We start from the raw sequence: 25,489 nt of genomic DNA, 5'->3' as shown, positions 1-25,489 counted from the left end.
CGCGTCGTCAGTTTCCGTGCCGTTCCGCGGGTCTGACGGTTCGGTCCGCGTCGCCGGGGCGGCGGGCGAGGATCTGGTCCACACCCATCCGCCCTTCGGAGAAGGCCAGCGAGCTCCCGGCCAGGTAGAGGTCCCACAGCCGTACCGCGGGCCGCCCCACCAGGGTGGTGAAGCGGTCCCGGTGCTGCGTGAGGGTGGCCCGCCAGGCGTCGACGGTGCGGGCGTAGTGCGGGCGCATCGCCTCGGCGTGCAACACCTCCAGGCCGGCGGCCTCGATCAGGTCGACGGTCTGCCCGAGCGGACGCATGTGCATGTCGGGTGCGACGTACGCCTCGATGAACGCGCCGCCGCCGGGCGCGGCGGCCCCGCGGGACATCTGCTGGACCAGCAGCCGTCCGCCGGGGCGCAGCAGCGCGTGCAGGCGGGCGGCGAAGGCGGGGTACTGGTCCTTGCCGACGTGTTCGCCCATCTCCACGCAGCTGACGGCGTCGTAGGCGTCCGGGACGATCTCCCGGTAGTCGCACAACCGGACGTCGACCAGGTCGGCGACGCCCGCCCCGGCCACCAGGGAGCGGGCGTGCGCGTGCTGGCGGGCGGAGAGGGTCACGGCGGTGACGCGGGCCCCGTACTGGCGGGCGGCGTGCCGGGCGAGCGCGCCCCAGCCGCAGCCGACGTCGAGCAGGCGCGTGCCGGGGCGCAGGTCGAGCTTGCGGCAGATCAGGTCGAACTTGGCTTCCTGGGCCTCCTCCAGGGGCTGTCCGTCGGAGGTGTAGTAGGCGCACGAGTAGGCCATGGCCGGTCCGAGCAGCAGGGCGTAGAACTCGTTCGACAGGTCGTAGTGGTGGCTGATCACCGCCCGGTCGCGGCTCCGGCTGTGCAGGGCCCCGCGCACCCGGGCCCGGCCGCCGGGCCCGGGTGGCGGCGGGCCGAGGACGCCGAGCCGCAGGGCGGCGGTCGCCAGGGCCGGCCAGCCGCGCGGGGAGGGGCGTCCGACCGTCCGTCCGGCGAGCCCCTGCCGGACGGCGGACAGCGCCTGCGCGAGGTCGCCCTCGACGTCGAGCTCGCCGCTGATCCAGGCGTCGGCGAGTCCGAGTTCGCCCGGCTGCCACAACAGCCGCCGCAGCGCCCGGCGGTGGCGCACCACCACCCGGGGCCCGTCCGCCGGTCCGGTCGTCGAGCCGTCCCAGAGCCGGAGGGCGAACGGCGGCGGCCCGCCGAACAGGTCGGCGAGGGCCGGTTCGAGCACCCCTGCCGCGCTCATCCGCGCTCCCCCGGCGGTCGTGGCGTCGTCGTGCCCGCGTTCGCGGTCATGGTTCCCCTCCGTGGGACGGGGCCGCCGGGCGGCCGTCGCGGTCGTCTGCCTACCGGCATTCGGAGCGGCGCCCGGCGCGGATCGGTCGTTCCTCGCGCCGTCGTCCCGGTCGGCCCCGCGTACGACCGGCGCACCACCGGCGGCGAGCGGTTTTCCGGCAGCCGCCGACATGGCCGCACCGGTCCGGGGCAGACGCCCCGGGCAGGTCCCCGCCCGTTCCCAGGAGGTGCACGTGCCCGCAGCCATGGTGTTGTTGCTGACTCCCCTCGCTCTCGCGGCGATCCTCACCGTCACCGCCCCCTCGCTGGCCCACCGCCACCGCCGCCCCCGCGCCGCCGCGCTCCGCGGCGAGCGGGCCCGCGCGCCGCGCCACGCCCGGCCCGGCACCGGGGCCGCGGAGTAGGCCGCCGCGCTCGGACCCCCCGTTCCGAGCACGTGATGCCGGGACGCCTTCTCCGCGCCGTACGACGCGGCGTCCGGACAGGTGCTCGGCCTGGTGGGCCGGACGGGGCGGACGGGCCGGACGGGGCGAACGGGGTGAACAGGGCCCGGAACGCGGAACCCCTCGCGGAGACCGACCGCCGCGGAACTCCGGCTCCTCGCCCCCGTCCTGGGTCCGAGCGAACCGAACCCGGTGCGGCCCGCTCCCCCGGCCCCCGGCGCCCGACGTCCGGTCAGCTCCGGGCGACCCGGACCGCCCAGGCGATCAGCGGCGCCTGGAGCGGCAGCCGGGCCAGGGCGGCCGCGCGCTGCGGAGCCGGGCGGTGGCGCCAGTCGTAGGCCATCTTCACGTTGGCGGGGAAGACCGCCGCGAACAGGCCCACGGCCGCCAGGCCGCCCGTGCGCCGGCTGCGCGGGTGGAGGACGGCCGCGCCGACGGCCAGTTCGGCGACGCCGCTCACCCGGGTCCAGGTCCGGGGCGAGCCGGGCAGACTGCGCGGGACGATCGCGTCGAAGGGCTTCGGTGCCGCGAAGTGCGCGATCCCGGCGGTCAGCAGCAGTCCGCCCAGTAGGCGGGCGGAACGGTCGGATGCCATCGGTGCTCCCGGTGCGGGTCGGCGGAGGGATTTGCTACCGAAGAGTAGCTTCGGCGGCTCGGGAGCGGAACACCACCGGGCCGCCGGCGCCCCGGCAGAACGCCTCCCGGGCCGGGGGCGCCTGGAGCGGGTCGAACCGCGGATCGGTGGCGAGGGCCTGGACCAGGTCGGTGCGGAGCCGGGATCGGCCATCTCGCGCACAGCGGGGACGGGACTCACCGGCTGGCGCCACGGGTCCCGTCCCCGGCCGTTCGAGGCCGGGCCACGTCACCGGCGGTCGTCGGCGGGCGCGGTGGCGGTGAGGACGAGGACGGCCTGGTCGTCGTCGGTGCCGCTGTCGCCGGTGAAGGCGCGGACCGCCTTCGTGATCGCCTCCAGGGCGGTCGGGGCGTTTCCCGGGGACGGGGTGAGGGCGTGGAGCAGGCGGTCCTCGCCGAACTGTTCCCCGTCGCTGTTGCGGGCTTCGGTGATGCCGTCGGTGTAGAGGACCAGGCTCTGACCGGGGTCGAGCCCGATCACCGTCGGCATCGGCCAGGCCGGCGAGGCGCTCCAGCAGGGACGCGACACGGCCGTCGACGAGCTCGCCACCGACGTCATGGCCCGCCTGGCGCCCGCCGACGGCTACGACGACGACGTCGCCCTGCTGCTGTACCGGCACCCCGCCCCGCTGGAGATGTCCTTCCCCGCCGAGTCCTCGCAGCTCGCCCCGGTCCGCAAGGCCCTGCGGGGCTGGCTCGCCCGGTGCGGCCTCCCGCAGGCGACGGTGCAGAACGTCCTCGTCGCCGCGGGCGAGGCGTGCGCCAACGCCGTCGAGCACGGCCACCGCGACGCCCCCGGGGACACCGTCTGCTTCCGCGCCGAGGCGCTCGTGGACGACCTGCGCCTCACCATCGTGGACACCGGGTGCTGGAAGCCGCCCCGGCCCGAGCGCGACGCCCGCCGGGGACGCGGCATGGACCTGATGCGCGCCCTGATGCACCACGTCAGCGTCACCCCCGGACCGACCGGAACCACCGTCGACATGCGCACGAGGATCGCCTGATGACCACGCCCCTGACCCTCACGCCCGGCCGACGGTCCGACGGCACCGCCGTGCTCGCCGCGGTCGGCGAGATCGACATGAGCAACACGCACGAACTGGCAGTGGCCATCGACAGCACGACCGGGCCCCTGGTGCTCGACCTCTCCGGGGACGAGTACCTCGACAGCGCGGGCCTGAGCGTGCTCTTCTCCCGAGCGGGCCGCATCGAACTCGTCGCCAGTCCCCTGCTGGACCCCGTCCTGGCGATCTCCGGCCTCACCGACCTCATCGCCAGGTCCGCCACCGGGAGGGGAGCCGGCGGGGACGCCGCCGGACCGGGGCGTTGACGCCCCGCCGACGGGCGCGGGCGGTGGAGAAGGAGCGGCGGGTGGTCCGGTCGACCTGCGCGGTGATCCGGTGGACGCCGTCGGCGACGAGGCCGCGGACGGCGACCGCCGGCGGGTCACCGGACGGTCAGGACCAGGCGGTCAGCCGGAGCACCGCGAGCAGGCCGACCGCCGCGATGGTCCAGCGCAGGCCGGCGGGGGGCAGGCGTCTGCCGTAGCGGGCGCCGAGCAGGCCGCCGACGGTGGAGCCGGCCGCGACCAGGGCGGCCACCGTCCAGTCGACGGAGGTGGCGCAGACGAAGACGACGGCGGCGACCAGGTTGACCGTCAGGGCGAGGACGTTCTTCACCGCGTTCAGGCGCTGGAGGTGCTCGGTGGTCAGCGCTCCGAGCAGGCCGATCAGCAGGACGCCCTGGGCGGCGCCGAAGTAGCCGCCGTAGACGCCGGTGCCGAGGACGCCCCACCGGAGCGGACCCGGGCGGGGGGCCCGGGCGGGGGGCGCGGCGCCGCGGCGGGAGAGCACCGGTTGCAGCAGCACCAGCAGGCAGGCCGCGACGACCAGCACCGGGACCACCGCCCGGAACCAGGTCGGGGGCAGGGCGAGCAGCAGCAGGCTGCCGACCAGCGCGCCGACGCCCGCCACCGCCGCGAGGCCGCGCACCAGCGGGCCCTGGCCGCGGAGTTCCCGCCGGTACCCGTACGCGGCGGCCCCCATGCCCGGGACCAGTCCGACGTTGTTGGACACGGTGGCGAGGATCGGCGGGTACCCCATCGCGACCAGGGCGGGGAAGGTGATCAGCGACCCCGAGCCGACCACCGCGTTGACGGCGCCCGCCCCCGTCGCGGCGGCGGTCAGCAGCCCCAGGTCCCATCCGTGGGCGGTCACCGCGGCGGCCCCGGCGGGACGGCGAGGGCCGGTTCGGCGAAGTCCGGTTCGGCGCCCAGGCGGCTGCGGCTGAACAGCAGGGCGGGCTCCTCCGACAGCGGGCCGAACGCCCGGACGGCGCCCACCAGGACGGTGTGGTCGCCGGCCGGGTGGACGGCGTCGACCGTGCAGTCGAAGTACGCGACGCCGCCGGTGAGGACCGGCGAGCCGGTGCCCGGGGCCGGGGCGTGCGCGACGCCGTCGAACAGCGAGCCGTCGCGGGCCCGGGCGGAGTCCGCGAACGCCCGGGCCACCGCCTCCTGGCCGGCGCTCAGCACGGTCACCGCGAACCCGTCGCCGGCCAGCAGCCGGCGGGTCGTCAGGGAGCGGTTGCCGAGCACCGCCAGGACCAGCAGCGGGTCGAGCGAGACGGTGCTGAAGGCGTTCACCGTCATGCCGTGCGCCTGCCCGTCGCGCACGCAGCTCAGCACCGTCACCCCCGTGGGGAAGCGGCCGGCCGCGCGCCGGAACTCCGTGGCGGGGAGTTCCGGCAGCCGCAGCCGGTCCGCACCGGCGGCCCGGGTCACCGGCCGGCGTCCGCGGTGGCCTCGCGCAGCCGGGCCAGCGGCCCGAAGCCCGCCACGACCTGCTCCCGGGCCACCCCGAAGTCGATCAGGCAGGCGATCTCGTCGACGTCGGCCTTGCGGACCCGCTCGACCACGTCGACGGCCTTCTCGACGGTGCCGAGCAGGCCGCCCTCGTCGAAGTACCGCTCGAAGGAGCGCTCGACCATGGCGTCGAAGTGCCGGGGGCTGAGCGTGGCCGGGTCGATCCGGCGGCCCTTCGGCCCGGAGGTCATGGTGAGCCCGGCGAAGCTGCGCAGGTAGGCGGTGAGCGGCGCCCGGACGGCCGCCCGGGCGGTCTCCTCGTCCTCGTGCAGGTAGGTGTGCAGCATCAGGACGACGTGGCCGCGGTCCTGCGGATCGCCGGAGCGGGCCGCGTACTCCTCGCGGTAGAGCGCGACCTTGTCGGCGAGTTCGTCCAGGCTCTGCCCGACCAGGTGGGTGAGCAGCCCGGCCCCGGCGCGGCCGGCGGCCCGGAAGGTCTCCGGGCCGCCGGAGCTGGTGATCCACACCGGCAGTTCGGCCTGGAGCGGGCGGGGGTAGGAGCGCACGTGCTGCTGTTCGCCCGCGCCGTCGAGCACGGCGAGCGTGCCGCCGCGCCACAGTTCGCGGACGTCCGCGATAGTGCGCTCCAGTTTCTCCTTGCGGTCGGCGAAGTTCTCCGGGCGCAGGGCGAAGTCCTGCGGGTGCCAGCCGGAGGCGAAGGACACGCCGACCCGGCCGCCGGACAGGTTGTCGACCACCGCCCACTCCTCGGCGATCCGGACGGGGTGGTGCAGCGGGGCGACCACGCTGCCCGCGCGGATGCCGACCCGTTCGGTGACGGCCGCGACGGCCGCCCCGAGCACGGCCGGGTTGGGGTAGATGCCGCCGAACTCGTGGAAGTGCCGCTCGGGCGTCCACACGGCGGTGAAGCCGTGGGCGTCGGCGAACTTCGCACCCTCCAGCAGGAGGCCGTACCGGTCGGTCGAACCGGTGTCCTCCTGCTCGTTGGCGAAGTAGAAGAGGCTGAACTCCATCGTCTTGCCGCCCTCCGTCAGATGTCGAGTGTCACGTCGTAGGCCGACAGCCAGCGGTTCAGCCACAGCGCCATCTCCAGGCCGCCGCGGCTGTACGGCAGGCTGGTGGCGCTCAGCGAGCGGTCCAGCACCTTGCCGAGCCGGGCCCGGTCCAGCAGCGGCAGCACCGGCGCGTTCGGGTCGGCCAGCACCTGGGCCATCTCGGCGCGCAGCGCGGCCTCGTAGCCGGGGTCCTGGGTGGCCGGGTACGGGGTCTTCTTGCGCTCCAGGATCGAGGCCGGCAGCAGGTCGCGGGCCGCGGCGCGCAGCAGGCTCTTCTCCTGGCCGTCGAAGGTCTTGGTCTCCCACGGGGTGTTGAACACGTACTCGACCAGGCGGTGGTCGCAGAACGGCACCCGGACCTCCAGGCCGACCGCCATGCTCATCCGGTCCTTGCGGTCCAGCAGGGTCTGCACGAACCGGGTGAGGTTGAGGTAGGTGACCTTGCGCATCCGCCGGTCGGTGTCGCTCTCGCCGGGCAGGGACGGGACCTCGGCGAGGGCCTCGGCGTAGCGTTCGGCCCGGTAGCCGGGTATGTCGAGCTTCTCCCGCAGACCGCCGTCGAGCAGCGAGGTGCCGCCGAAGTAGCGGGCGGAGCCGGAGGTGAGCCAGGGGAAGGTGTCGGCGTCGACCGCCTCGGGGCGGTGGAACCAGAGGTAGCCGCCGAACAGTTCGTCGGCGGACTCGCCGGACAGCGCCACCGTGGAGTGCCGGCGCACCGCGCGGAACAGCAGGTACAGCGAGGGCCACATGTCGCCCCAGAACGCCGGGGGCACGTCGGTGGCCCGCAGCACCGCGGCCCGGACCTCGGGCCGGGACAGGTCGGCGCTGTCCAGCAGGATCTCCTGGTGGTTGGTGCCGACGTGCGCGGAGAGGTCCCGGACGAACGGGGCGTCGGGCGCGCCGCGCACCGCGTCGGGTTCGAAGCTGTCGACCGAGCCGCGGAAGTCCACCGAGAAGGAGTTGACCCGGCCGCGGCCCTCGCGTTCGAGCACCTGGGCGGCGAGCGCGGTGATGGTGGAGGAGTCGAGGCCGCCGGAGAGCAGGGTGCAGACCGGGACGTCGGAGATCAGCTGGCGGGCGACGATGTCTTCCAGCAGTTCGCGGACGTGGCCGATGCTCTGCTCGCGGGTGTCGGTGTGCGGGGCGGCTTCCAGGGTCCAGTAGCGGGACCGGTGGATGCCGTTGGCGTCGACCCGGACGATCTCGCCGGGGATGACCTCGTGCATGCCGCTGAACACGGCCGCGCCGGGCGTCTTCACCATGTCCAGGGCCTCGCACAGGCCGACCCGGTCGACGGTGCGGCGGGCCTGCGGGTTGGCGAGGATCGCCTTGGGCTCGGAGCCGAACAGCACGCCGCCCGGCGTCGGGTAGTAGTGCAGCGGCTTGACGCCCATCCGGTCGCGGACCAGGACGAGTTCCTGGCTGCGGGCGTCCCAGATGCCGATGGCGAACATGCCGTTGAGGCGGGAGGCGAAGTCGGTGCCCCACTGCAGGTAGGCGCGCAGCACGACCTCGGTGTCGCTGTCGGTCCGGAAGCTGTGCCCGTGGGCGACCAGTTCGGTCCGCAGCTCGCGGTAGTTGTAGACCTCGCCGCAGAAGGTGAGGGCCGCCAGCGTGCGGTCGCCGTCCTGGTCGGCGACCATCGGCTGCTTGCCGCCCTCCAGGTCGATGATCGACAGGCGCCGGTGCCCGAGCGCGACCGGACCGGAGATCCACATCCCCTCCTCGTCCGGCCCTCGGCACTCCATGGTCCGGGTCATCTGTCGGACCAGTTCGTGCGAGCGCTCCAGTCCGCCGTCCCGGTCGTACCAGCCGGTGATTCCGCACACGTCGGTGTTCCTCCGTTCTTCGAGTGTCGTTACGCGGTGGTCGTCGCGCGGTCGCCGCGGGCGGCGGTGCTCACGCGGCGGGGGCGGAGTTGACGGCGGCGAGCAGCTCGCGGGGCGTCTTGGCCTCGGAGGTGATGGTGGCGGGCAGTTCGATGCCGCGGGCGCGCTCCAGCTTGGAGATCGCGTTGAGCAGGGTCAGCGAGTCGTAGCCGAGGGCGTCGTACGGCTCGTCGAGGACGTCCTCGGTCGGCTCGACCGGGTCCTCCCAGTCGTTGCACTCGTTGAGCAGCTCGATCAGTTCCGCGAGCGTCAGGTTCGCCATGGCGGGGCCTTCCGTGAGGGTGGGACCGGGGTGGGTCCGCGGGTGGGTTCGGTGGGTGGGTTCAGTGGGTCGGGCCGGGGCGGAGCACCTCGTCGACCGAGGCGACGAGGGCCCGCTGGAAGTCCGGGTCGAACGGCCCGTAGGTGCGCAGTCCGTCCGCGGTGCGGGGCGACATCAGGTGGCCCAGCCCCGGGTGGACGTGCAGCTGCGAGCGCAGGCCGCGCGCCAGCGCGGCGCGGTGCAGCAGGTGGGCCTGCCGGGTGGGGGTGGTCCAGTCCTCGGCGCCCACGTGGACGGCGAGCCGGCCGGTGATCCCGGCCAGGCGGCGGTACGGGGCGGGCTGGGCGAACCAGTCGCGCCAGAACGAGGCGGGCGCGGTCTCGTCCTTCCCGGCCAGCGCCGCGTCCTCCCAGGCGTCGTACTCCAGCGCCAGTTCGGCGCGCAGCACTTCGAGGCCGGCCTGCGGGCCGAAGCGCTCGACCAGGTCGAACGGCTCCCACCAGCCGCTGCGGCCGGTGGTGTCGGCCAGCGCGGCGGCGAGGTCGACGGTGCCGTCGGCGGCGGTGAAGCCCGCGGCCAGCCACTCCAGCCGCCGGTCCAGGCCCATCCAGCGCTGGAACACCGGGCGGGCCTCGGCGCTGGGCGCCACCACCACCAGGCGGCTCTCGCCGCCGAGGCGTTCGGCGGCGGCCAGCGCGACCTCGGCGCCCATCGAGACGCCCAGGAGCAGCACCCGGTCGGCGTCCACCGCGGGGTGGGCGCGCAGCTGCTCGACCGCCCGGACGGCGTCGTCGACCAGCCCGGTGAAGGTGAACCGGGGCGAGCCCGCGCCGCCGTGCGGGTCCTCGGTGAGGAAGCGGGTGTCGTAGGAGAGGGCGCCCGTCCCGGCGGCGGTCAGGGCGGTGCCGAGGTCGGCGAAGAGCCGGACCGGCCCGTTGCCGGAGGCCTCGGCGGGCAGGTAGGCGTCGCGGTCCCAGACCCCGTACGGGTGCAGCAGCACCACGGCCGGGGCGGGGCGGCCGTCGGGCCCGGCGACGGGCAGCCGCAGCCGGGCGGTGCGGCCCTGGTCGAGGGGGATCTCGTCGGTGCGCTCGGTGGCGTGGTCGTCGATCATGCCTGACACCGTCTCAGACCCGCACCAGGCTGCAGAACCACTGCATGCCGCCGGAGAGTCCGGCCAGCGCGACCAGGTCGCCGGCCTCCAGGTCCCCGCGCTCGTCGTACAGGCTCAGGCAGAGCAGTTGGTCGGCGCAGCCGACGTGGCTCAGCTCGGCGGAGAGGTCCGCGTTGGTGCGCTCCAGCGGGATGCCGGTGGCCTTGGCGACCCCGGCCAGCGAGTGCTGGTTGTCGTTCAGGTAGATCAGCCGCCGGATCTCCGACGGGGAGACCCCGGCGCGCTTGCAGGCGCGCTCCACGACGGCGGCGACCTTGTGGTCGACGTCCTTGACGAACTCGGCGAGCTGCTCCGGTTCGCGGCGGAAGTACTGGTGGACCAGGGCGAGTTGGTCGACCTCCAGGTTGGCGCCCTCCGGGGCCGCGCCGCCGCCGTACTCGACCCGGAAGAAGTCGACGTAGCGCGGGTCGACGATCTGGTCGGTGGCCAGCCAGCGCAGCCGCCCGTGTCCGCGCTCCAGCACCGCGGCCGCCGCGCCGTCGCTGCCCAGGCAGGTGTTGTTGCGCATCCGGTTGATGTGCGCCTCGCTGACCCGGTGGACGGCGACCAGCAGCACCCGGTGGACGTCCTCGCGGACCGCCATCAGCCCGGCGACCTGCTGCAGCGCCGTCACCGCGGAGGAGCAGCCCTGGGTGGCGAGCAGGGTCGGGGTGGGGCCGAGGCCGAGTTCGCGGGCGACGGCGGCGGAGGCGTCCCAGTTGAGGTACTCCGGCACGCCGCTGTCCGCGACCACGAGGTAGTCGATGTCGGCGGGGCCCAGCCCGGCGGCGTCCATCGCCCGCCGGGCGGCGTCGGCGGCCATCAGCGTCTGGCCGACGCCGGGGGCGGCCCGGTGGTAGGTGCGGTAGCCCCAGCGGATCACCCGCTCGGGGTCGTCGACGTACGAGCCGGCCGTGGCGGCCACGTCCTGGGGCTCGCCCAGGACGTGCGCGAGGGCGGAGATTCCGAGCGTCACGGGCGCGGTCATGCCGCGACCTCCTTGGCTTCGAGCTTGGGGGCGGACATCTGACGGGTCGCCAGCACGAGCAGCACGGTGGTCTGCGTGCCGGCGTTGACGATCATGGCGATCCAGGCGCCGGTCAGGCCCAGCGGCGTCAGGGCGAGCAGCGGGGCCAGGACGAGCTGCAGGACGGCGCCGGCGGTGGTGGAGGTGGCCAGGGCCTTGCCGTGGCCGCCGCCGAGGAAGATGCCGCTGAGCGTGACGTTGCACAGCAGCAGCGTGATGTAGACCGCCAGCCACGGGACCTGGCCGTGGGCGGCGCTGCGCACCGCCGCGTCGCCGGTGACGGCGTCCGCGGCGAGGCCGCCGAGGGTGAGCACCGCGAGGCCGCCGAGCAGCGACCAGGCGATGCCCAGGCGCACCGAGGAGGTGCGGCTGGCCGCCAGCAGTTCCTCGTCGTCGGCGCCCTTGGCCCGGGCGGCGATGATGGTCGCGGCCTGCCGCATCGCGTACGCGGCCATGGTGAGGAACAGCAGGGTGCGGGTCACGGTGCCGTACGCGGCGACCTGGTCGGTGCCGAACCGGGCCACCACGCCGACGATCAGCATCCCGGCGGCCATCCGCACCAGGAAGTCCACCCCGAGCGGGAGTCCGGCCGCCAGGATCTCGCGGACCGGGCCCTTCCCCGGACTCTCGGTGGCGGTCTCGGGCGCGGCGGCCAGCTGCGCGGCCAGCGCGGACCTGCGGTACAGCCACCAGGTCACCGCCAGCGTGACCGCCCGGGAGCCGACCAGGGCCAGCGCGGAGCCGGTCACCCCCAGCTTGGGCGCGCCCAGCCAGCCGTAGATGAGGACCGGGTCGGCGACCACCAGGATCAGGTTCGACAGCAGGGCCATCCGCATCGGCGTGCGGGTGTCGCCGTTGGCCTTGAAGGTGCTGTCCACCAGGTACTGGCCGTAGAAGACCGCGATGCCGGGCACGGTGACGGTCAGGTAGTCGACCGACAGGCCGACCGCGTCGTGCTCGTCGGAGCCGAGGATCAGCTTCGCCAGCGGTTCGCGCAGCACGAACAGCACCGCGCAGATCACCACGGTGACCAGCAGGGTGAGGCGGAAGGCGGCCCGCAGCACCGGGCGCAGCCGGGCGTGGTCGTTCGCGCCGACGGCCTGCGACAGCAGGATGGTGGTGCCGCCGCTGACCGCCAGGACGACGCTGGTCAGGACGTTCTCCAGGGTGCTGGCCATGGTGACGGTGGCCAGCGCGGACGCGCCGAGCCGGGCGATCCAGACCACCGAGATGATGCCGGCGATGACGCCCGACATCAGCTCGATGTAGACCGGCCAGGCGACCGGCAGCAGGCGCGCCGGGTCCAGCCGGCCGAACACCGTCCGGTTCTCGGCCGGTGCCGCGGTGGGTGCGGGTGGAGGTGTCATCGGGGGGTGCTTTCCTTCGCTGTGCGGAACCGTTCGGGGCTGAAGGCGGCGGGGACGGCGTCGGTGCCGGTGGCGACCAGGTCGGCGAGCAGGTCGGCCGTGAGGGGGGCCAGCAGGACGCCGTGCCGGTAGTGGCCGGTGGCCGCGTAGGTGTCCGGGCGGCCCGGGACGCGTCCCATGACGGGCAGGTGGTCCGGGGTGTCGGGCCGCAGCCCGACCCGGGTCTCCACCACCCGGTGCCGGGCCAGGGCGGGCACCAGGGCGACCGCGCTGCGCAGCAGTCCCTCGGTGGCCTGCGCGGAGGGCCGCACGTCGAAGCCGGTGTGGTCGAGGGTGGCGGCGACGACCGTCTCGTGGCCGTGGCGGCCGGCCAGGAACACCGGTTGCCCGTCCACCACGCCCCGGATGCCGTGCCGGAGCCCGGGGCCGCCGTCCGGGTCGCGCAGCAGCACGACCTGGCCGCGCACCGGGGTGACCGGCCACGGGTGCAGGTCGGGCGACCAGGACCCGGCGGCGACCAGCACCGCCCCCGCCCGCACCTCGTCCAGGGCGCCGACCCGGCCCGCGACGAAGCGAACCCCGGCCGCCTCCCCGGCCGTCCGCAGGGCCGCGCGGACGCGCTGGGCGTCCACGTGGTGGTCCTCGGTGACGAAGCCGCCGCCGTCCGCGTCGGGCGACAGCAGGGGTTCCAGGGCGCGCAGCCCGGCGGCGTCCAGGGCCTTCGGCGGGGCGTCGTGGCCCTCCCGGAAGGCGTACATGGCGGCGACCCGTTCGCGGTCGGACGGCCGGTGGGCGACCAGCAGCATGCCGTCGGCCCCGTACCCGAGGTCGGTGCCGCTCGCCTCGGCGAGTTCGGCGGCGAAGGCGGGCCAGCGGTGCCGGGCCCGGTGGGCGAAGGCCAGCAGTTCGGGGGCGGGGAAGTCTGCGGCGCTGACCGGCGAGAGCATGCCGGGCGCGACCGCGGAGGCGGTGCCGGGGAGCTCCTCGTGGTGCACCTCGACGGTCAGGCCGCGCTGCGCGCACCGCCAGGCGACGGACAGCCCGACCACGCCGCCGCCGATCACGGCGAGGTCCGGTCGGGGCGTCACCGGGCCCGCCCGGCGGGCTCGGGCGCGGGGCCGGTCGCGGGGCCGGTCGCGGGGCCGGTCGCGGGCTCGGGCTGGGAGATGGCCAGTCCGCGGCCCAGGCCGGTGAGGACGTCACGGACGGCGCCGGCCAGGTCGAACCAGCGCTCCCGGTCGAGGGCCTGGTCGGCGTCGCAGAGCGCGGCGGCCGGGTCGGGGTGGATGTCGACCAGCAGTCCGTCGGCGCCGGCCGCGGCGGCGGCCAGCGCCATCGGCTTGACCAGGTGGCGGTGGCCGACCCCGTGGCTGGGGTCGACGATGACGGGCAGGTGGCTGCGGTGCTTGACGACCGCGACGGCGCCCAGGTCCAGGGTGAAGCGGGTGGCCGGTTCGAAGGTGCGGATGCCGCGCTCGCAGAGCACCACGTCGGGGTTGCCCGCGGCGAGCACGTACTCGGCGGCCTGCAGCCACTCGCCCACGGTGCAGCCGAAGCCGCGCTTGAGCAGCACCGGGCGCCCGGCCCGGCCGACGGCCTTGAGCAGGCTGAAGTTCTGCGCGTTGCGGGTACCGACCTGCAGCACGTCGGCGTGCTCGGCGACCAGGTCGACGGTGGCCGGGTCCAGGACCTCGGTGACCACCGGCAGTCCGGCCGCCCGCCCGGCCTCGGCCATGATCCGCAGGCCCTCCTCGCCCAGGCCCTGGAAGCTGTACACCGAGCTGCGCGGCTTGTAGGCGCCGCCGCGCAGCGCGACCGCGCCGCCGTCCTTGGCCAGCCGCGCCGAGGCCGCCATCTGCTCGGCGCTCTCGACCGCGCACGGCCCGGCGATCAGCGCGAAGTCGACGCCGCCGACGGTGGCCTGGCCGCCGAGGCGCACCAGCGAGCCGAGCGGTGCGGCGGCCCGGTCGGTCAGCGGCGCGTCCGAGTGGTCGTCCAGCACCTGCTGCACCAGGCCGGAGTCGTGCAGCACCTCGGCGGCCACCGACCGGCCGTCGGGCACGTGCACCAGCAGCCGGTCGCCGACCCGGCAGACCACCGCGCCGTGCGGGGTGGGGACGCGGGCGTGGATCCGCTCGCGCACCGCGTCCTCGTCGACAGCCCTGCAGATGAACAGCACCGGAACTCCTTCGTGTACTGGGGAAGTTGGCTGGGCGGGATGGTGCTCAGTGCAGGAAGCGGCCGCCGTCGACGACCAGGGTCTGGCCGGTGACGCCGGTGGCCGCGCCGATCGCGAACACGGTGTCGGCGACCTCCTCGGGCGTCACCACCCGGCGCAGCGCGGTGGAGGCCAGCAGCCCGGCCAGCACCTCCGCGGGCAGCGAGTCGGTCATCGCCGAGGCGACCGGGCCGGGCGCGACGCAGTTGACCCGGATGCCGCGCTCGCCGAGCTCGCGGGCGGCGGACCTGGTCAGGCCGACCACGGCGGCCTTGGCGGCGGCGTAGTGCGGGCCGAAGGCGCCGCCGGTGAACGCGGCGACGCTGGAGAGGTTGACCACCGCGCCGCCGGCCGCGGCCAGCGGGCCGAGCAGTTCGCGGGTGACGGTGAACGGCACCTCGACGTTCAGCTGCAGGGAGTCCCGCCAGGCGGCGGTGCCCAGTTCGCCGAACGGGGTGGCCCGGGCGCCGCCGACGCAGTGCACCAGCAGGTCGACGCCGTCCCACGGGACGGCCGCGGCGAGTTCCGCGGGGCCGCCGTCCGCGGTCAGGTCCACCCGGACCGGGGTGACCGCGGGGTGGGCGACGCCCGGCGGCCGGGAGTGGTACTGGGCGAGGACCTCGGCGCCCGCGGCCACCGCCCGGGCGACGACGGCGGTGCCGAGGTCGCCGGACGCGCCGGTGACGACCACGTGCTTCATGTCAGGGGCTCCTTGTCGGAGAGCAGCGCCTTGGGCTCCAGCAGGAAGTCGAGCAGGCTGCCGTCGTGCGGTAGTTGGGGTGCGCCGGTCCACGGCGGCGCGCCGCCGACGACGACCCGGCGCACTCCCGGTTCGGCGAGCGCGGCGTCCGGCAGGTCGGGGTCGTCGCTGTGCAGGGAGAGCACCAGGGTCCGGCCGAACTGCCGCGGTCCGGCGGCGGGCGCGTAGGGCGCGACGACGACGAACGGGAACGGCAGTTCGGTGCCGATCGCCGGGTGGTCGGGGTCGCCGGTGCTGAGCACCACCGGGCGCCCGACCCAGGTGCCGTCGGGCAGCGGGGCGGGGCCGTCGGCGGCGGTGTGGCGGCGCAGCCCGGCGCGTTCCAGGTCGGCGAGGGTCTGCCGGAGCCGGGCCGCCTGGGTGGCGGGGAACACCGGCAGGACGGCCTCGGGGTGGGTCGCCGGGTGCGCGGGCAGCGCGTCGAGCCGTTCGGCGAGCGCCTCGGCGGCCCGCGCCGGGGATCCGGTGGTGCGGATCACCGAGGTGTTGGCGCACCGGACGCCCGCGTCGGCGGCGACCGCGCGGGCGAGGGCGTCGAGCAGGTCGGGCGTCAGCGGCCGGTCGAGCAGGGCGGCGCTGCGGCCGGGCCCCCGGGTCAGCACCCGGGGCCGGTCGGCCCAGCGGGCGACGGCGCCCGGGCCGCCGTACACGATGCCCAGGTCCGTGGTCTCCAGCAGGCGTTCGCCGAGGGCGTGGTCGCCGGGCAGCACGGCCAGGGCGGCCGGGGGCAGTCCGGCCGCCAGCAGGGCGGCGGCGAGCCGGAAGGGCGTGAACGGATCCCGGGTGCCGGGCCGGACGACGACGCCGTAGCCGAGCGACAGCGCCCGGGCCCAGGTCAGGTGCGGGTCGACGTGGTTGGACGGGGTGACGACGCCCAGCGTCCGCCCGCGCGGCAGCCAGCGCACGCCCGGGGCGGGCGCCGGGAGTTGGCGGGCGTTGCTCTCGGCCAGCCGGGCCAGTCCGGTGCGGACGCTGTGCAGCCCGGCGGCGACCACCCGCTCCGGCAGGCCGGTGGCGGCGACGGTCCGGGCCCGGTAGGCGTCGGCGCTCTCGCCGGCCAGTTCGGCCTCGGCGAACAGCGCGCCGGCCCGGTCGAGGACCTCGGGCGGGACGGCCGCGCCGCGCAGGCGCCGCACCGCGAGGTGCAGCAGCAGGGTCGGGGCGGCGCCGACCCGGGCCAGCGGGGTGCCGTCGGTGGCGGGCAGGTCCACGGTCTCGTCGCAGGCGAGGTGTTCGCCCGCGACGAGCGGTTGGAGGGTGGGTGCGTCCACTAGTACACGCCCTCGATCACCTGGGTGTCGGCGGTGGCCCGGTAGGGCTGCACGTCGGCGAGGTCGTCGCCGGGGAGGTCCGGGTCGTCGGGGACGATCCGGACCGCGGTGTCGCGCTCGGCGACGTTCGGCAGGAACAGGTCCTCGGTGAGCAGGTGGACCAGGACGCGGCCGCGTTCGCCGGGGGCGACCCGCTCGCCGGTGGCGGGGTCGACGACCTCGACCACCGAGCGGGGCCGGAAGGTGCGGAAGACGCACGGGTGGGTGTCGCCGGGCCGCGGCGGGCGCTGCGGGGCGATGCCCATCAGGCTGTTGCCGTAGATGCCCCGGACGCGGGCGTTCGGGAAGAACTCGGTCTCCAGCAGGCGCAGCGCGGTGCCGCTGATGCTGGTGCCGCTCCAGATGATGCCGGTGAGGCGGTCGGCGAGCAGGCCGTACAGCCGGTCGCGGGCGCACAGCGCCTCCAGCACGGGCGGGGTGACGAACAGCACCCGGACGTCCTGGGACTCGGCGATCGTCTCGACCTGGTCGAGGACGTGCTGCACGTACTCGTCGGCCAGCGGGCGGCGGTCGGTGCGGATCAGCAGCTTCACCCAGCGCGGGTCGAAGTCCACCGTGAGGAACTTGGCGCCGCGCAGCTGGGCGAGGCGGCGCACCGAGCGGCCGACGATGTGCGGGCCGGTGGGACCGATGTGCAGCCAGTGGCCGCCGCCGTCGAAGTCGGGGAGGACCGTCTCGACCCAGTCGACGCCCTCCTGCCGGGAGAGGTGCTCGACGACCCGCTTGGGCGCGCCGAGCGTGCCGCCGGACTCGTAGACCTCGAAGGGGAGGTGGGCGGAGCCGGCCGGCACCAGGTCGTCGACCGGGACGGTGCGCAGTTCGTCGCTGAGGTCGGGGAACTTCCGCAGGTCGGCGAAGTCCCGGACGTCGCGCAGCGGGTCGAAGCCGAGGGAGTCCAGGCGCTTGAGCCAGAACGGCGAGCCGGTCTCGGGGCCGAAGTGCCACTCCAGCACGGAGCGCAGGTGCGCGAGCGCTTCGGTGTCCCGGCGGCCGCTCACGCGAGCACCTGCTCGGCTGCCTGCAGCGCGTTGGCCACCATGTCGAAGCCCCTTTCGGTGAACAGCGATTCGGGATGGAACTGCACGCCTTCGATGGGCAGTTCGCGGTGGCGCAGTCCCATGACCTCGCCGGTGTCGGTCCAGGCGGTGACGACCAGTTCGTCCGGTACGGAGTCCGGGTCGACGGTCAGCGAGTGGTAGCGGGTGACCTCGATCGGGCTGGGCAGCCCGGCGAAGGCGCCGACGCCCCGGTGCGTGACGGGGCTGAGCTTGCCGTGCATCGGCACCGCGGCCCGGACCACCCGGGCGCCGAACGCCTCGGCGATGCACTGGTGGCCGAGGCAGACGCCGAGGATGGGCACCCGGTGGCCGCGGTCGCGGATCAGGTCGAGCGAGATCCCGGCGTCCTGCGGGCCGCCGGGGCCGGGCGAGATCAGCAGCAGGCTCGGATCGAGCCGCAGGACCTCTTCGGCGGTGAGCTCGTTGTTGCGCACCACCCGGCACTCGCGGCCGAGTTGGCCCGCGTACTGGGCGAGGTTGTAGACGAAGGAGTCGTAGTTGTCGATGATGACGATCACGGGCGCACTCCCGGTCCGAGGCTGACGTCGGCGGCGCGGGCGGCGGCCCGGAGCTTGGCCACGCACTCCTCGCGCTCGGCGAGCGGGTCGGAGTCGTGGACGATGCCGCCGCCGGCCTGCAGGTGCAGTTCGCCCCGGTGCAGGACGAGGGCGCGGATGGTCAGGTAGAGGTCGGCGTGGTGGGTGCCGAAGGAACCGACCGCACCGGAGTAGAGGCCGCGGCCGACGGGTTCGAGCTCGTCGATGATCTCGATCGCCCGCAGTTTGGGGGCGCCGGTCATGGTGCCGGCCGGGAAGCCGGCCCGCAGCAGGTCGTCGGTGCGGCACTCGGGGCGCAGCAGGCCGTGGACGTCCGAGGTCAGGTGCATGACGTGGGAGTACCGTTCGACCTCCATCAGCCGCGGCACCCGGACGCTGTGCGGCACGCAGACCCGGCCGAGGTCGTTGCGGGCCAGGTCGACCAGCATCCGGTGCTCGGCCAGCTCCTTCTCCGAGGTGACCAGGTCGCGTTCGGCGGCCAGGTCGGCGGCCCGGTCCGCGCCGCGCGGCCGGGTGCCGGCCAGCGGGCGGATCAGCACGTCGCCGTCGGTGAGCGTGACGCACGGCTCCGGCGAGGCCCCGACCACCTCGAAGTCCCCGCCGCGGTACCAGAAGTGGTACGGCGAGCGGTTGAACTCCGCCAGCCGCCGGTAGAGCGTCAGGCCGTCGGCCTCGCCCGGCGCCGAGTACCGGACCGAGAGCACCACCTGGAAGATGTCGCCCGCCAGGATGTGCTCCTTGGCCCGGCGCACCGACTCCAGGTACTCGCCCGGCTCGTGCGCGAACGCGCCCCGGCCGACCCGGGACTCCGGGGCCGGGAAGCGCCCGGCCCGGGCGAGGGTCCGCTCGGTGCGCTCGGCGGCGGCGCGGGCCGCCGCGGCGGTGGCCCCGCGGCCGATCACCGTGGTCCCGGTCGGGCCGAAGCGGACCAGCACCTCGGGCAGGAACAGGTCGTAGGTCGGCAGCGTCGACGGCTGCAGGACGAGCCGTTCGAAGCCGGTGACCGCGTCGTAGCCGATGCACCCGTACCAGCTGGTCTCGTCCGGCTCCGCCCCCGTCCCGAACTCCAGTCCGGCCAGGAAGTCGACGGCGGCCGTGACCGGGTCGGGCAGCTCCGGGGCGGCCCCGGCCCGGTGGACGACGGCCAGCTCGCCGACGGCGAGCAGCACGACCGGTCCCGCCCCGGTGGCCCGGCTGCTGAGCATGGTGCGCTCCGAGCCGCGCAGCGCGGCCGCGGCGGCGACCGGGTCGAGGTCGGGCCCGGGCAGCTCGTGCCGGTGCACGAGGTCGCCGGCCCGCAGCCCGCTGCGCAGCGGGGCGGGCGGCTCCACGGTCACGGTCATCTCAGCGACCCGCCCCGGGCACGGCCCCGTCCGGGTACTCCACCGCCACGACGCGGGCCGGCGCGGCCTCCACGTCGGACACCTTGATCGGCAGCGCGATCAGCTGCACCACCGACTGCTGCAGCTCGTGCAGGTTGGTGACGTACTCCAGGATCGGGATGCCCGCCGCCAGCAGCGCGTGGTGCACCGGCGACTCGGCGTCGCCGGGGCGCTCGGTGAGGCAGTCGAAGCCGACCAGCGAGGCGCCGTGCTCGATCGCCCACTGCGCGGCCGACGGCGTCATGTACGGCGGGCGGTCCCAGTAGTCCTCGGCGCCCCAGTTGTTGCGCAGGTAGTCGGTGCGGATCAGCAGCCGGTCCCCGGGCGTCCACAGGTCGCCGACCGTCTTGTCCAGGTCCTCGCCGGTCACCGGCTCCAGGTCGCCCTTGTGCGAGAGGTCGGCGACGCAGGCCCGGCCGATCAGGGTCTCCAGCGGCACCTCCTCGATGCCCTCGGTGCCCGGGTAGAAGTGCAGCTTGTACTCCACGTGGGTGCCGTTGTGCGGGAAGATGTGCAGCGTGGAGAAGGTGCGCTGGGTGCCGTACGGGTCGGTCTGGGGCGTCATCGCCCGGTCGTAACTGAACTGCGGGAACCAGTCCGCCGGGTAGGACGGCATCCCCTCGTAGAAGCCGTGGGTGAGGTCGACAATGCGCATGGTTCAGCCGTTCTGCTCGTGGTGTTCGACGTCGTAGAAGCCGGCGCCGTCGAGGTACCTGACGGTGTTGAGGTCCCGTTGCAGGACGCCCTCGGACTCGTGGTGCAGCGTGACGGTGAGCGGGTAGGTCAGGTCGTCGACGGTGGGCCGCAGGGTGCCGCCGGGCTCGACGAAGGTCCGCAGCCCGCGGAAGCTCTCCAGCGCCTCGATCCGCTCCACCCCGCGGTAGCCGCGGAGCGTGCCGTGGTACGGGGAGGCCAGCGCCGCCCAGGCGAAGTGGCGCCCCAGCCGGTACGGCGCACCGCAGCGCTCGTCGAAGCGCTCGGGCCGGACGTAGCTGTCGACGGTCCAGTCGAGCTGGGACTCGCCGATCGCCTCGGCCGCGTAGTAGGGCAGTTCGCCGCCGGAGATCCGGGCGCCGACCTCGACCAGGCAGGGGCCGTCCGGGGTGAGCTTGATCTCCAGGTGGGACGGCCCGAACCGGATGCCGAGCGCGTCCAGCACGTCGAAGGCGTAGCGGGTCAGCTCCGCCAGCCCGGGCGCGTCCGCCTCCAGCAGGACGCTCTCCACCAGCAGGTCGGTGACCCCGTTGACGGACAGCCGCCCGGAGCCCCAGCAGTCGGTGACGTGGTGCCGCCCGGCCCGGCTCACCGTGTTGACGATGTACTCGGCGCCGACCAGGTACTCCTGGGCCACCACGCCGTGGTTGGGCAGCGAGAAGATGTTCTCCCGGCCCATGATCTCCACCAGGGCCGCGGCGGACTGCTCGGGGGTGTCGCAGAACGTCACGCCGTCGCCCGCGGCGCTGCGCAGCGGCTTGACCACGATCCGGCCGCCGTGCGCCCGGTGCCAGGCGGCCAGCTCCTCCGGGTCGCTCAGCTGCGCCTGGCGCGGCGCGCGCAGTCCGGCGGCGGCCACCTGCTCGATCATCCGGAACTTGTCCCGGCGGGTCTCGCTGAGCTTGGTGCCGTTGCTGTCCAGGCCCAGCGACTCGCTGATCTCGTCCGCGAGTTCGACGCCCAGTTCGCTGCCGGTGAGGACGGCGACCGGCTCGTACCCGGCCAGTTCCGCCAGGGTCTCGCGGACGTCGCCGCGGTGCACCACGTTGGCCACGTAGCCGTCCAGGTCCAGCGGGCCGCGGTACACCAGCGGGATCTCGGGCGTGCTCTGCAGGCGCACGCAGCGGTACCCGGCCGCCAGGAAGGCGGGCGGCAGGCCCCGGGCGGGGGCGTACGGATCGACCAGCACGACGTGCTTCATGCGACGTCTCCCACGGGTTCGGCGCTGACCCGGAAGTCAGCCGCGGCGGTCCGGATGGCGTCCTCCACCGTCCGGCTGGTGGCCCCCCGGAACCGGAACCGGCCACCCACGTGCTCGTAGTAGGCGTCGGCGAGCGGCAGCACCTCGCCGGGCTCCAGCAGCGCCTCCGCGTACAGCCCGGGGACGGAGCCGGCCAGCGGGGTGACCTCGGTGATCCGGCAGGGGCGGCTCGCGGGCGAGGGAGCCAGCAGCCAGCCCGCCACCTCACGGCCCGTCAGGACCGGCGGCTGCACCGGCTCCCCCAGCTGGACGCGCAGCGCCGCCGCCATCAGGTCGTAGCCGTGCACCTCCCGCCACAGGAACGGGATCTCGCTGCCGCCGACCCGGGCCCCGACCTCCAGGAAGGCGCACTCGACGGCGCCCGTCGCGGGATCGGTCCCGACGAACAGCTCCAGGTGGAACACCAGCGGATCGGTGTCGAAGGCGGCGAGGAAGCGCTCGGCGGCGGCGCCGACCGCGGCGACCACGGCCGGGTCGTCCTCCTCGACCGACCCCAGGTAGGCGCCGGTCCGGAAGTCCAGGCAGGTGTTGACGTACCGGGAGGTGCGGAACGCGGCCAGCCGGCCGTCCAGGAACACGCCGTCCACGTGGTGGATCGGGCGCGGGTCGTAGACCTGGGCCAGCATCGGCCGCGCGGAGAAGTCGACCCCGTCCGCGTCCTCGGGCCCCTCCAGCCGCACCACGCCGTCGCTCGAACTCCCGATCCGGGGCTTGACGATGACGGGCCATCCGTACTTCCCGCCGAACGAGCGGACCTCCTCGGCGCTGTCGACCGCCGCGAGGGCGGGCACCGCGAGGCCGCGGTCGGCGACCACCTCGGCCATCACCAGCTTGTCCAGGAACCGCAGCGCCTGTTCGGGCCGAACGCCCTCGCAGTCCCACTCGGCGCGCAGGAGGGCCGCCGTGAGCAGGTCGTCCTCCTTCAGCGCGACGATCCGCCGCGGCGGTCCGAACCGTTCGGCGAGCGCCGCGACCGCGCGGCGGACCGCCACCAGGTCGTCGGTGGCGTCGACGACCTCCACCCCGGCGGCGGCCGCGGGCACCCGGTCGCGACCGACTTCGGTCGTGACGTAGCTGACGCGGTCGGCGCCGTGGTCGAGCACCGTCGTGTAGTCGACGTACCCCGCCCGCCAACGGTGGAGGACCACCACGTGGCGCTGGGCCAACGTACTCATCGCGCATCCTTCGTCGTGGTTCGTCATGGTTCGTCGTGATTTGCGGTGGGAGGGAACGGCCGCTCGTCGACACGTCAATTCGTCGATTCATCGACATGGATGCGTGCGGACGCGCCCCACCGCACGGATCGTGAGGGAGGAACGGTCGACGGAGCGGTACGGAAACGGGTGCGACTGCCAGGAGGGACCTGACGCGGCCTCGACCGACCGGAACGGCTCGGGCCCGGACGACTCAGGCCCGGACCACGCCCCCCGCGCCCACAGTGTTCGAGGGGGCGGCCGAACTTCCCTGGCTGCCAAGCGCACTGAACACGTGATACATGAAGACCCCCGTCTTGATCACAGGTTGAACGCGGCGAGCGTAAGTCAGGCCAGGACGCTCACACAACCCCTTGACTCCGCGAACTGATCATGTCAGGTTCAAGATATTGATCATGTTGCACTCAAGGGGGGAAGCGTGCACACATCAAGACCGGCAGGGGCGCAGCGGCCCCCTCGCACCCCGCCCCACCTGGGGGAATTCCCCATCCGGAAGCGGGAGTTCCGCCTCCGCCGGGCCGGTTCGCCCGCCGCCGCCGCACCCCGCCCTTCACGTGCGGACATGCTCACGACACAATCTCTTCAGCTTTTCGCAAAGCTCCGGGAGTGCCGGGCGGCGCCCGGGCGACCCGCCGCGGCCTGATGGACGGGACCCGGCGTCGTGCCACGGGAAACGGGGTCAGGACTGCTGCGGCTCGGGCACGTCCTTGAGCTTGACCGGTGCGGGCTCGCCCCGGCGCACGGCGCCCGGGGCGCGGCGGGCCGGCCGGTCGGCGCGCGGCGCGGAGGCGAGTTGCCACGGCACCGAGATGACCATCACGCCCGGGGTGAACAGCAGCCGGGACTTCAGCCACAGCGCGGACTGGTTGTGCAGCAGGTGCTCCCACCAGCGGCCGACCACGTATTCGGGGATGAACACCGCCACCGCCTCGCGCGGCGAGGAGCGCCGGTGCTCGCGGACGTACTGCACGACGGGCTTGGTGATCTCGCGGTACGGCGAGTCGAGGACCTTCAGCGGGACCTCGATCCCGTGGGCGTCCCACTGCGCCTCCAGTTCGTCGGTGGCGTCGTTCTCGACGGCGACGGTGACGGCCTCCAGGGTGTCCGGGCGGAGCGCCTGGGCGTACCCGAGGGCGCGCAGGGTGGCCTTGTGCAGCTGGGAGACGAGCACCACGCCGTGCACCCGGGACGGCTTGGCCGACTCCTCGCGCGGGTTCTCGACGGCCAGTTCGGCCGAGACGGCGTCGTAGTGCCGGCGGATGCCGCGCATCATCAGCCACAGCAGGACGGCGGCGACCACCGCCAGCCACGCTCCCTGCGTGAACTTGGTGATCAGCACGATGACCAGCACCAGCGCGGTGGTGACCGCACCGAGCCCGTTGATGATCCGGGAGCGCTGGGCCGCGCCGCGCACCGCCGGGTCGCTCTCGGTGGCGAGCGTTCGGTTCCAGTGCCGGACCATGCCGATCTGGGAGAGCGTGAAGGAGGTGAACACGCCCAGGATGTACAGGTGGATCAGGCTGGTGACGTCCGCCCGGTAGAACCACAGCAGCCCGCCGGCCACCACGGCGAGCGCGATGATGCCGTTGGAGAAGGCCAGCCGGTCACCCCGGGTGTGCAGCTGCCGGGGCAGGTAGCGGTGTTCGGCCAGGATCGAGGCGAGCAGCGGGAAGCCGTTGAACGCGGTGTTCGCGGCCAGGATCAGCACCAGCGCGGTGACCGCCTGGATGAAGTAGAACAGGACGCTGTCGTCGCCGCCGAGGAAGGTCGAGGCGAGCTGGGCGATCACGGTCTGCTGGGTGTGGGAGTGGCAGTCGCCGGATATGCCGACCAGTTGGCAGGCGTCCTCGACGTAGTGCACGTGCGAGGTCAGGGCCAGCACGGTGACGCCGACGAACATCACCACGGCGGTGATGCCCATGACGGCCATCGTGGTCGCGGCGTTCTTCGCCTTCGGCCCGCGGAAGGCCGGCACACCGTTGGAGATCGCCTCGACGCCGGTCAGCGCCGTGCAGCCGGAGGCGAACGCGCGCAGACCGAGCAGCAGCAGGCCCAGGCCCTGCAGGGTGTCCTTGCCGTCTTCCGGGTTGATGCCGAAGGCGGCGGTCGGGGCCTGCGGATCGTCACCGAGGACCACCCGGACCAGGCCGGTGACCACCATCAGCAGGATGCCACCGATGAACAGGTACGTAGGAGCGGCGAACGCCTTCCCGGACTCCCGCACCCCGCGCAGGTTCATCGCCGCCAGGAGCGCCACGAAGCCCAGCGCCAGCGCGACCCGGTGGTCCGCGAGGCCGCCGAACGCCGAGACGATGTTGTCCACGCCCGAGGCGACCGAGACCGCGACCGTCATCACGTAGTCGACCAGCAGTGAGGCCGCCACCACGAGGCCGGAGTCGGCGCCGAGGTTCTTGGACACCACCTCGTACGAGCCGCCGCCGGACGGGTAGGCGTGCACGACCTGCCGGTAGGACATCACCACGACCGCCATCAGCGCGACGACGCCCGCCGCGATCCACGGCGTCAGGTACAGGAAGGCGGTACCGCCCGCGGTCAGGACGAGCAGGATCTCGCCGGTCGCGTACGCGACCGAGGAGAGCGGGTCGGAAGCGAAGATCGGCAGGGCCAGCCGCTTGGGGAGCAGCGTCTCGCCCAGTTCCTCGCTGCGCATGGCCTTGCCGATCACGAGGCGCTTGAGCGCCTGGGGCACGTTGAACACGTAAGCGAGAGTAGGGGCCGCCCGCGCCGGGACGGCGCCCCCGAGGAGTGCGCCCCAGCAGGCTCCGCCCGCTCACCCCTCCCGGGTTTCCGCAGGTCACACGGCATCTCGCCGTCCGGGGGCGGGATCACGCGAGGGCGCCGGGAGGGGCCGTTAAGGAATCGTCAATATCGGCCCTCGAACGCCGCCGCTCGACCGGATCCGGTCATTTCGCCCTCGGTGCGGACGATTGCGCCACGCGACGGCCACAACTCCTCCAAATCCCGGGATGGTTTAGACCATTGACCGCGTGGTCCGTGCCTCCCTAGCAT

The 25,489-nt window shown here is 74.4% G+C and carries 24 protein-coding genes and 1 pseudogene; 3 read left to right on the top strand and 22 right to left on the bottom strand.

Going from position 1 to position 25,489, the window contains the following annotated elements; translation table 11 throughout:
- Positions 1–7: 7 nt before the first annotated feature.
- Complete coding sequence (locus OO48_RS11710; protein WP_051732025.1) at positions 8–1,261, bottom strand: class I SAM-dependent methyltransferase; 1,254 nt, start codon at positions 1,259–1,261, stop codon at positions 8–10.
- 283 nt (positions 1,262–1,544) lie between these two features.
- Here OO48_RS11710 and OO48_RS38205 point away from each other — a divergent pair, with 283 nt between their 5' ends.
- Complete coding sequence (locus OO48_RS38205) at positions 1,545–1,715, top strand: hypothetical protein (protein ID WP_157845431.1); 171 nt, start codon at positions 1,545–1,547, stop codon at positions 1,713–1,715.
- 271 nt (positions 1,716–1,986) lie between these two features.
- Here the strand turns inward: OO48_RS38205 and OO48_RS11705 are convergent, their stop codons facing one another.
- Both OO48_RS11705 and OO48_RS11700 read right to left on the bottom strand, forming a co-directional pair.
- A complete protein-coding gene (locus OO48_RS11705) occupies positions 1,987–2,349 on the bottom strand; it encodes a DoxX family protein (RefSeq protein ID WP_033214962.1) in 363 nt (120 codons plus the stop codon).
- 267 nt (positions 2,350–2,616) lie between these two features.
- The gene (locus OO48_RS11700; RefSeq protein ID WP_033214960.1) at positions 2,617–2,877 is read right to left on the bottom strand and encodes a PP2C family protein-serine/threonine phosphatase; all 261 of its coding nucleotides are present in this window, start codon (positions 2,875–2,877) and stop codon (positions 2,617–2,619) included.
- On the opposite strand from OO48_RS11700, the pseudogene OO48_RS11695 reads away from it, so the two are divergent.
- Positions 2,861–3,391: pseudogene (locus OO48_RS11695) on the top strand (ATP-binding protein); the annotation flags it as partial. The gene OO48_RS11700 and the pseudogene OO48_RS11695 overlap by 17 nt on opposite strands.
- Entirely contained in the window at positions 3,391–3,717 is a 327-nt protein-coding gene (locus OO48_RS11690) for an STAS domain-containing protein (RefSeq protein WP_033214957.1), read from the top strand. The pseudogene OO48_RS11695 and the gene OO48_RS11690, both read left to right, overlap by 1 nt.
- A gap of 127 nt (positions 3,718–3,844) precedes the next feature.
- Here the strand turns inward: OO48_RS11690 and OO48_RS11685 are convergent, their stop codons facing one another.
- The 19 genes from OO48_RS11685 to OO48_RS11595 form a co-directional block, all read right to left on the bottom strand.
- The gene (locus OO48_RS11685) at positions 3,845–4,603 is read right to left on the bottom strand and encodes a sulfite exporter TauE/SafE family protein (RefSeq protein WP_245194600.1); all 759 of its coding nucleotides are present in this window, start codon (positions 4,601–4,603) and stop codon (positions 3,845–3,847) included.
- The gene (locus OO48_RS11680; protein WP_051732024.1) at positions 4,600–5,169 is read right to left on the bottom strand and encodes a flavin reductase family protein; all 570 of its coding nucleotides are present in this window, start codon (positions 5,167–5,169) and stop codon (positions 4,600–4,602) included. The genes OO48_RS11685 and OO48_RS11680 overlap by 4 nt, the downstream gene beginning before the upstream one ends.
- Positions 5,166–6,224 (bottom strand): MupA/Atu3671 family FMN-dependent luciferase-like monooxygenase, encoded by a 1,059-nt coding sequence (locus tag OO48_RS11675; protein WP_033214955.1) that lies wholly within the window; start codon positions 6,222–6,224, stop codon positions 5,166–5,168. The genes OO48_RS11680 and OO48_RS11675 overlap by 4 nt, the downstream gene beginning before the upstream one ends.
- 17 nt (positions 6,225–6,241) lie before the next feature.
- Positions 6,242–8,095 carry an asparagine synthase (glutamine-hydrolyzing) gene (gene asnB, locus OO48_RS11670; RefSeq protein WP_033214953.1) on the bottom strand — a complete coding sequence of 618 codons (1,854 nt, stop codon included), beginning with the start codon at positions 8,093–8,095 and terminating at the stop codon, positions 6,242–6,244.
- Positions 8,096–8,165: 70 nt separating this feature from the next.
- On the bottom strand, positions 8,166–8,417 hold the full coding sequence (locus tag OO48_RS11665; protein WP_033214951.1) for an acyl carrier protein: 252 nt from the start codon (positions 8,415–8,417) through the stop codon (positions 8,166–8,168).
- Positions 8,418–8,478: 61 nt separating this feature from the next.
- The gene (locus OO48_RS39220) at positions 8,479–9,531 is read right to left on the bottom strand and encodes an alpha/beta hydrolase family protein (protein ID WP_033214949.1); all 1,053 of its coding nucleotides are present in this window, start codon (positions 9,529–9,531) and stop codon (positions 8,479–8,481) included.
- 13 nt (positions 9,532–9,544) lie between these two features.
- On the bottom strand, positions 9,545–10,558 hold the full coding sequence (locus OO48_RS11655; RefSeq protein ID WP_033214948.1) for a 3-oxoacyl-ACP synthase III family protein: 1,014 nt from the start codon (positions 10,556–10,558) through the stop codon (positions 9,545–9,547).
- A complete protein-coding gene (locus OO48_RS11650; protein ID WP_081952054.1) occupies positions 10,555–11,964 on the bottom strand; it encodes an MATE family efflux transporter in 1,410 nt (469 codons plus the stop codon). Before OO48_RS11650 ends, OO48_RS11655 begins: the two co-directional genes overlap by 4 nt.
- Entirely contained in the window at positions 11,961–13,052 is a 1,092-nt protein-coding gene (gene thiO / locus OO48_RS11645; protein ID WP_033214946.1) for a glycine oxidase ThiO, read from the bottom strand. The genes OO48_RS11650 and thiO overlap by 4 nt, the downstream gene beginning before the upstream one ends.
- Positions 13,049–14,143, bottom strand: coding sequence for a 3-deoxy-7-phosphoheptulonate synthase (gene aroF / locus OO48_RS11640; RefSeq protein ID WP_167346438.1), 1,095 nt, complete (start codon positions 14,141–14,143; stop codon positions 13,049–13,051). Before aroF ends, thiO begins: the two co-directional genes overlap by 4 nt.
- Positions 14,144–14,189: 46 nt before the next feature.
- On the bottom strand, positions 14,190–14,882 hold the full coding sequence (locus OO48_RS11635) for an SDR family NAD(P)-dependent oxidoreductase (protein ID WP_051732021.1): 693 nt from the start codon (positions 14,880–14,882) through the stop codon (positions 14,190–14,192).
- Positions 14,879–16,213: an aldehyde dehydrogenase family protein gene (locus OO48_RS11630; RefSeq protein WP_033214944.1), complete on the bottom strand. Its 1,335-nt coding sequence runs from the start codon at positions 16,211–16,213 to the stop codon at positions 14,879–14,881. The genes OO48_RS11635 and OO48_RS11630 overlap by 4 nt, the downstream gene beginning before the upstream one ends.
- On the bottom strand, positions 16,213–17,271 hold the full coding sequence (locus tag OO48_RS11625; RefSeq protein ID WP_033214942.1) for a phenylacetate--CoA ligase family protein: 1,059 nt from the start codon (positions 17,269–17,271) through the stop codon (positions 16,213–16,215). The genes OO48_RS11630 and OO48_RS11625 overlap by 1 nt, the downstream gene beginning before the upstream one ends.
- Positions 17,268–17,849 carry an anthranilate synthase component II gene (locus tag OO48_RS11620; RefSeq protein ID WP_033214941.1) on the bottom strand — a complete coding sequence of 194 codons (582 nt, stop codon included), beginning with the start codon at positions 17,847–17,849 and terminating at the stop codon, positions 17,268–17,270. The genes OO48_RS11625 and OO48_RS11620 overlap by 4 nt, the downstream gene beginning before the upstream one ends.
- A complete protein-coding gene (locus OO48_RS11615; protein ID WP_081952053.1) occupies positions 17,846–19,231 on the bottom strand; it encodes an anthranilate synthase component I family protein in 1,386 nt (461 codons plus the stop codon). Before OO48_RS11615 ends, OO48_RS11620 begins: the two co-directional genes overlap by 4 nt.
- A gap of 1 nt (position 19,232) precedes the next feature.
- Positions 19,233–19,925, bottom strand: coding sequence for a cyclase family protein (locus OO48_RS11610; protein WP_033214940.1), 693 nt, complete (start codon positions 19,923–19,925; stop codon positions 19,233–19,235).
- Positions 19,926–19,928: 3 nt separating this feature from the next.
- Positions 19,929–21,185 carry an ATP-grasp domain-containing protein gene (locus OO48_RS11605; protein ID WP_033214939.1) on the bottom strand — a complete coding sequence of 419 codons (1,257 nt, stop codon included), beginning with the start codon at positions 21,183–21,185 and terminating at the stop codon, positions 19,929–19,931.
- Positions 21,182–22,420, bottom strand: a complete 1,239-nt coding sequence (locus tag OO48_RS11600; RefSeq protein WP_106970298.1) for an ATP-grasp domain-containing protein — start codon at positions 22,418–22,420, stop codon at positions 21,182–21,184. Before OO48_RS11600 ends, OO48_RS11605 begins: the two co-directional genes overlap by 4 nt.
- Positions 22,421–23,138: 718 nt before the next feature.
- Entirely contained in the window at positions 23,139–25,130 is a 1,992-nt protein-coding gene (locus OO48_RS11595) for an APC family permease (protein ID WP_106970299.1), read from the bottom strand.
- Positions 25,131–25,489: the final 359 nt, after the last annotated feature.

It is taken from the genome of Kitasatospora phosalacinea (assembly GCF_000716545.1).
In the GTDB taxonomy this organism is placed as follows: Bacteria; Actinomycetota; Actinomycetes; order Streptomycetales; family Streptomycetaceae; genus Kitasatospora; species Kitasatospora phosalacinea.
Note: the sequence above shows the minus strand (reverse complement) of the source record. Positions and strands in the feature narration are given on the sequence as shown.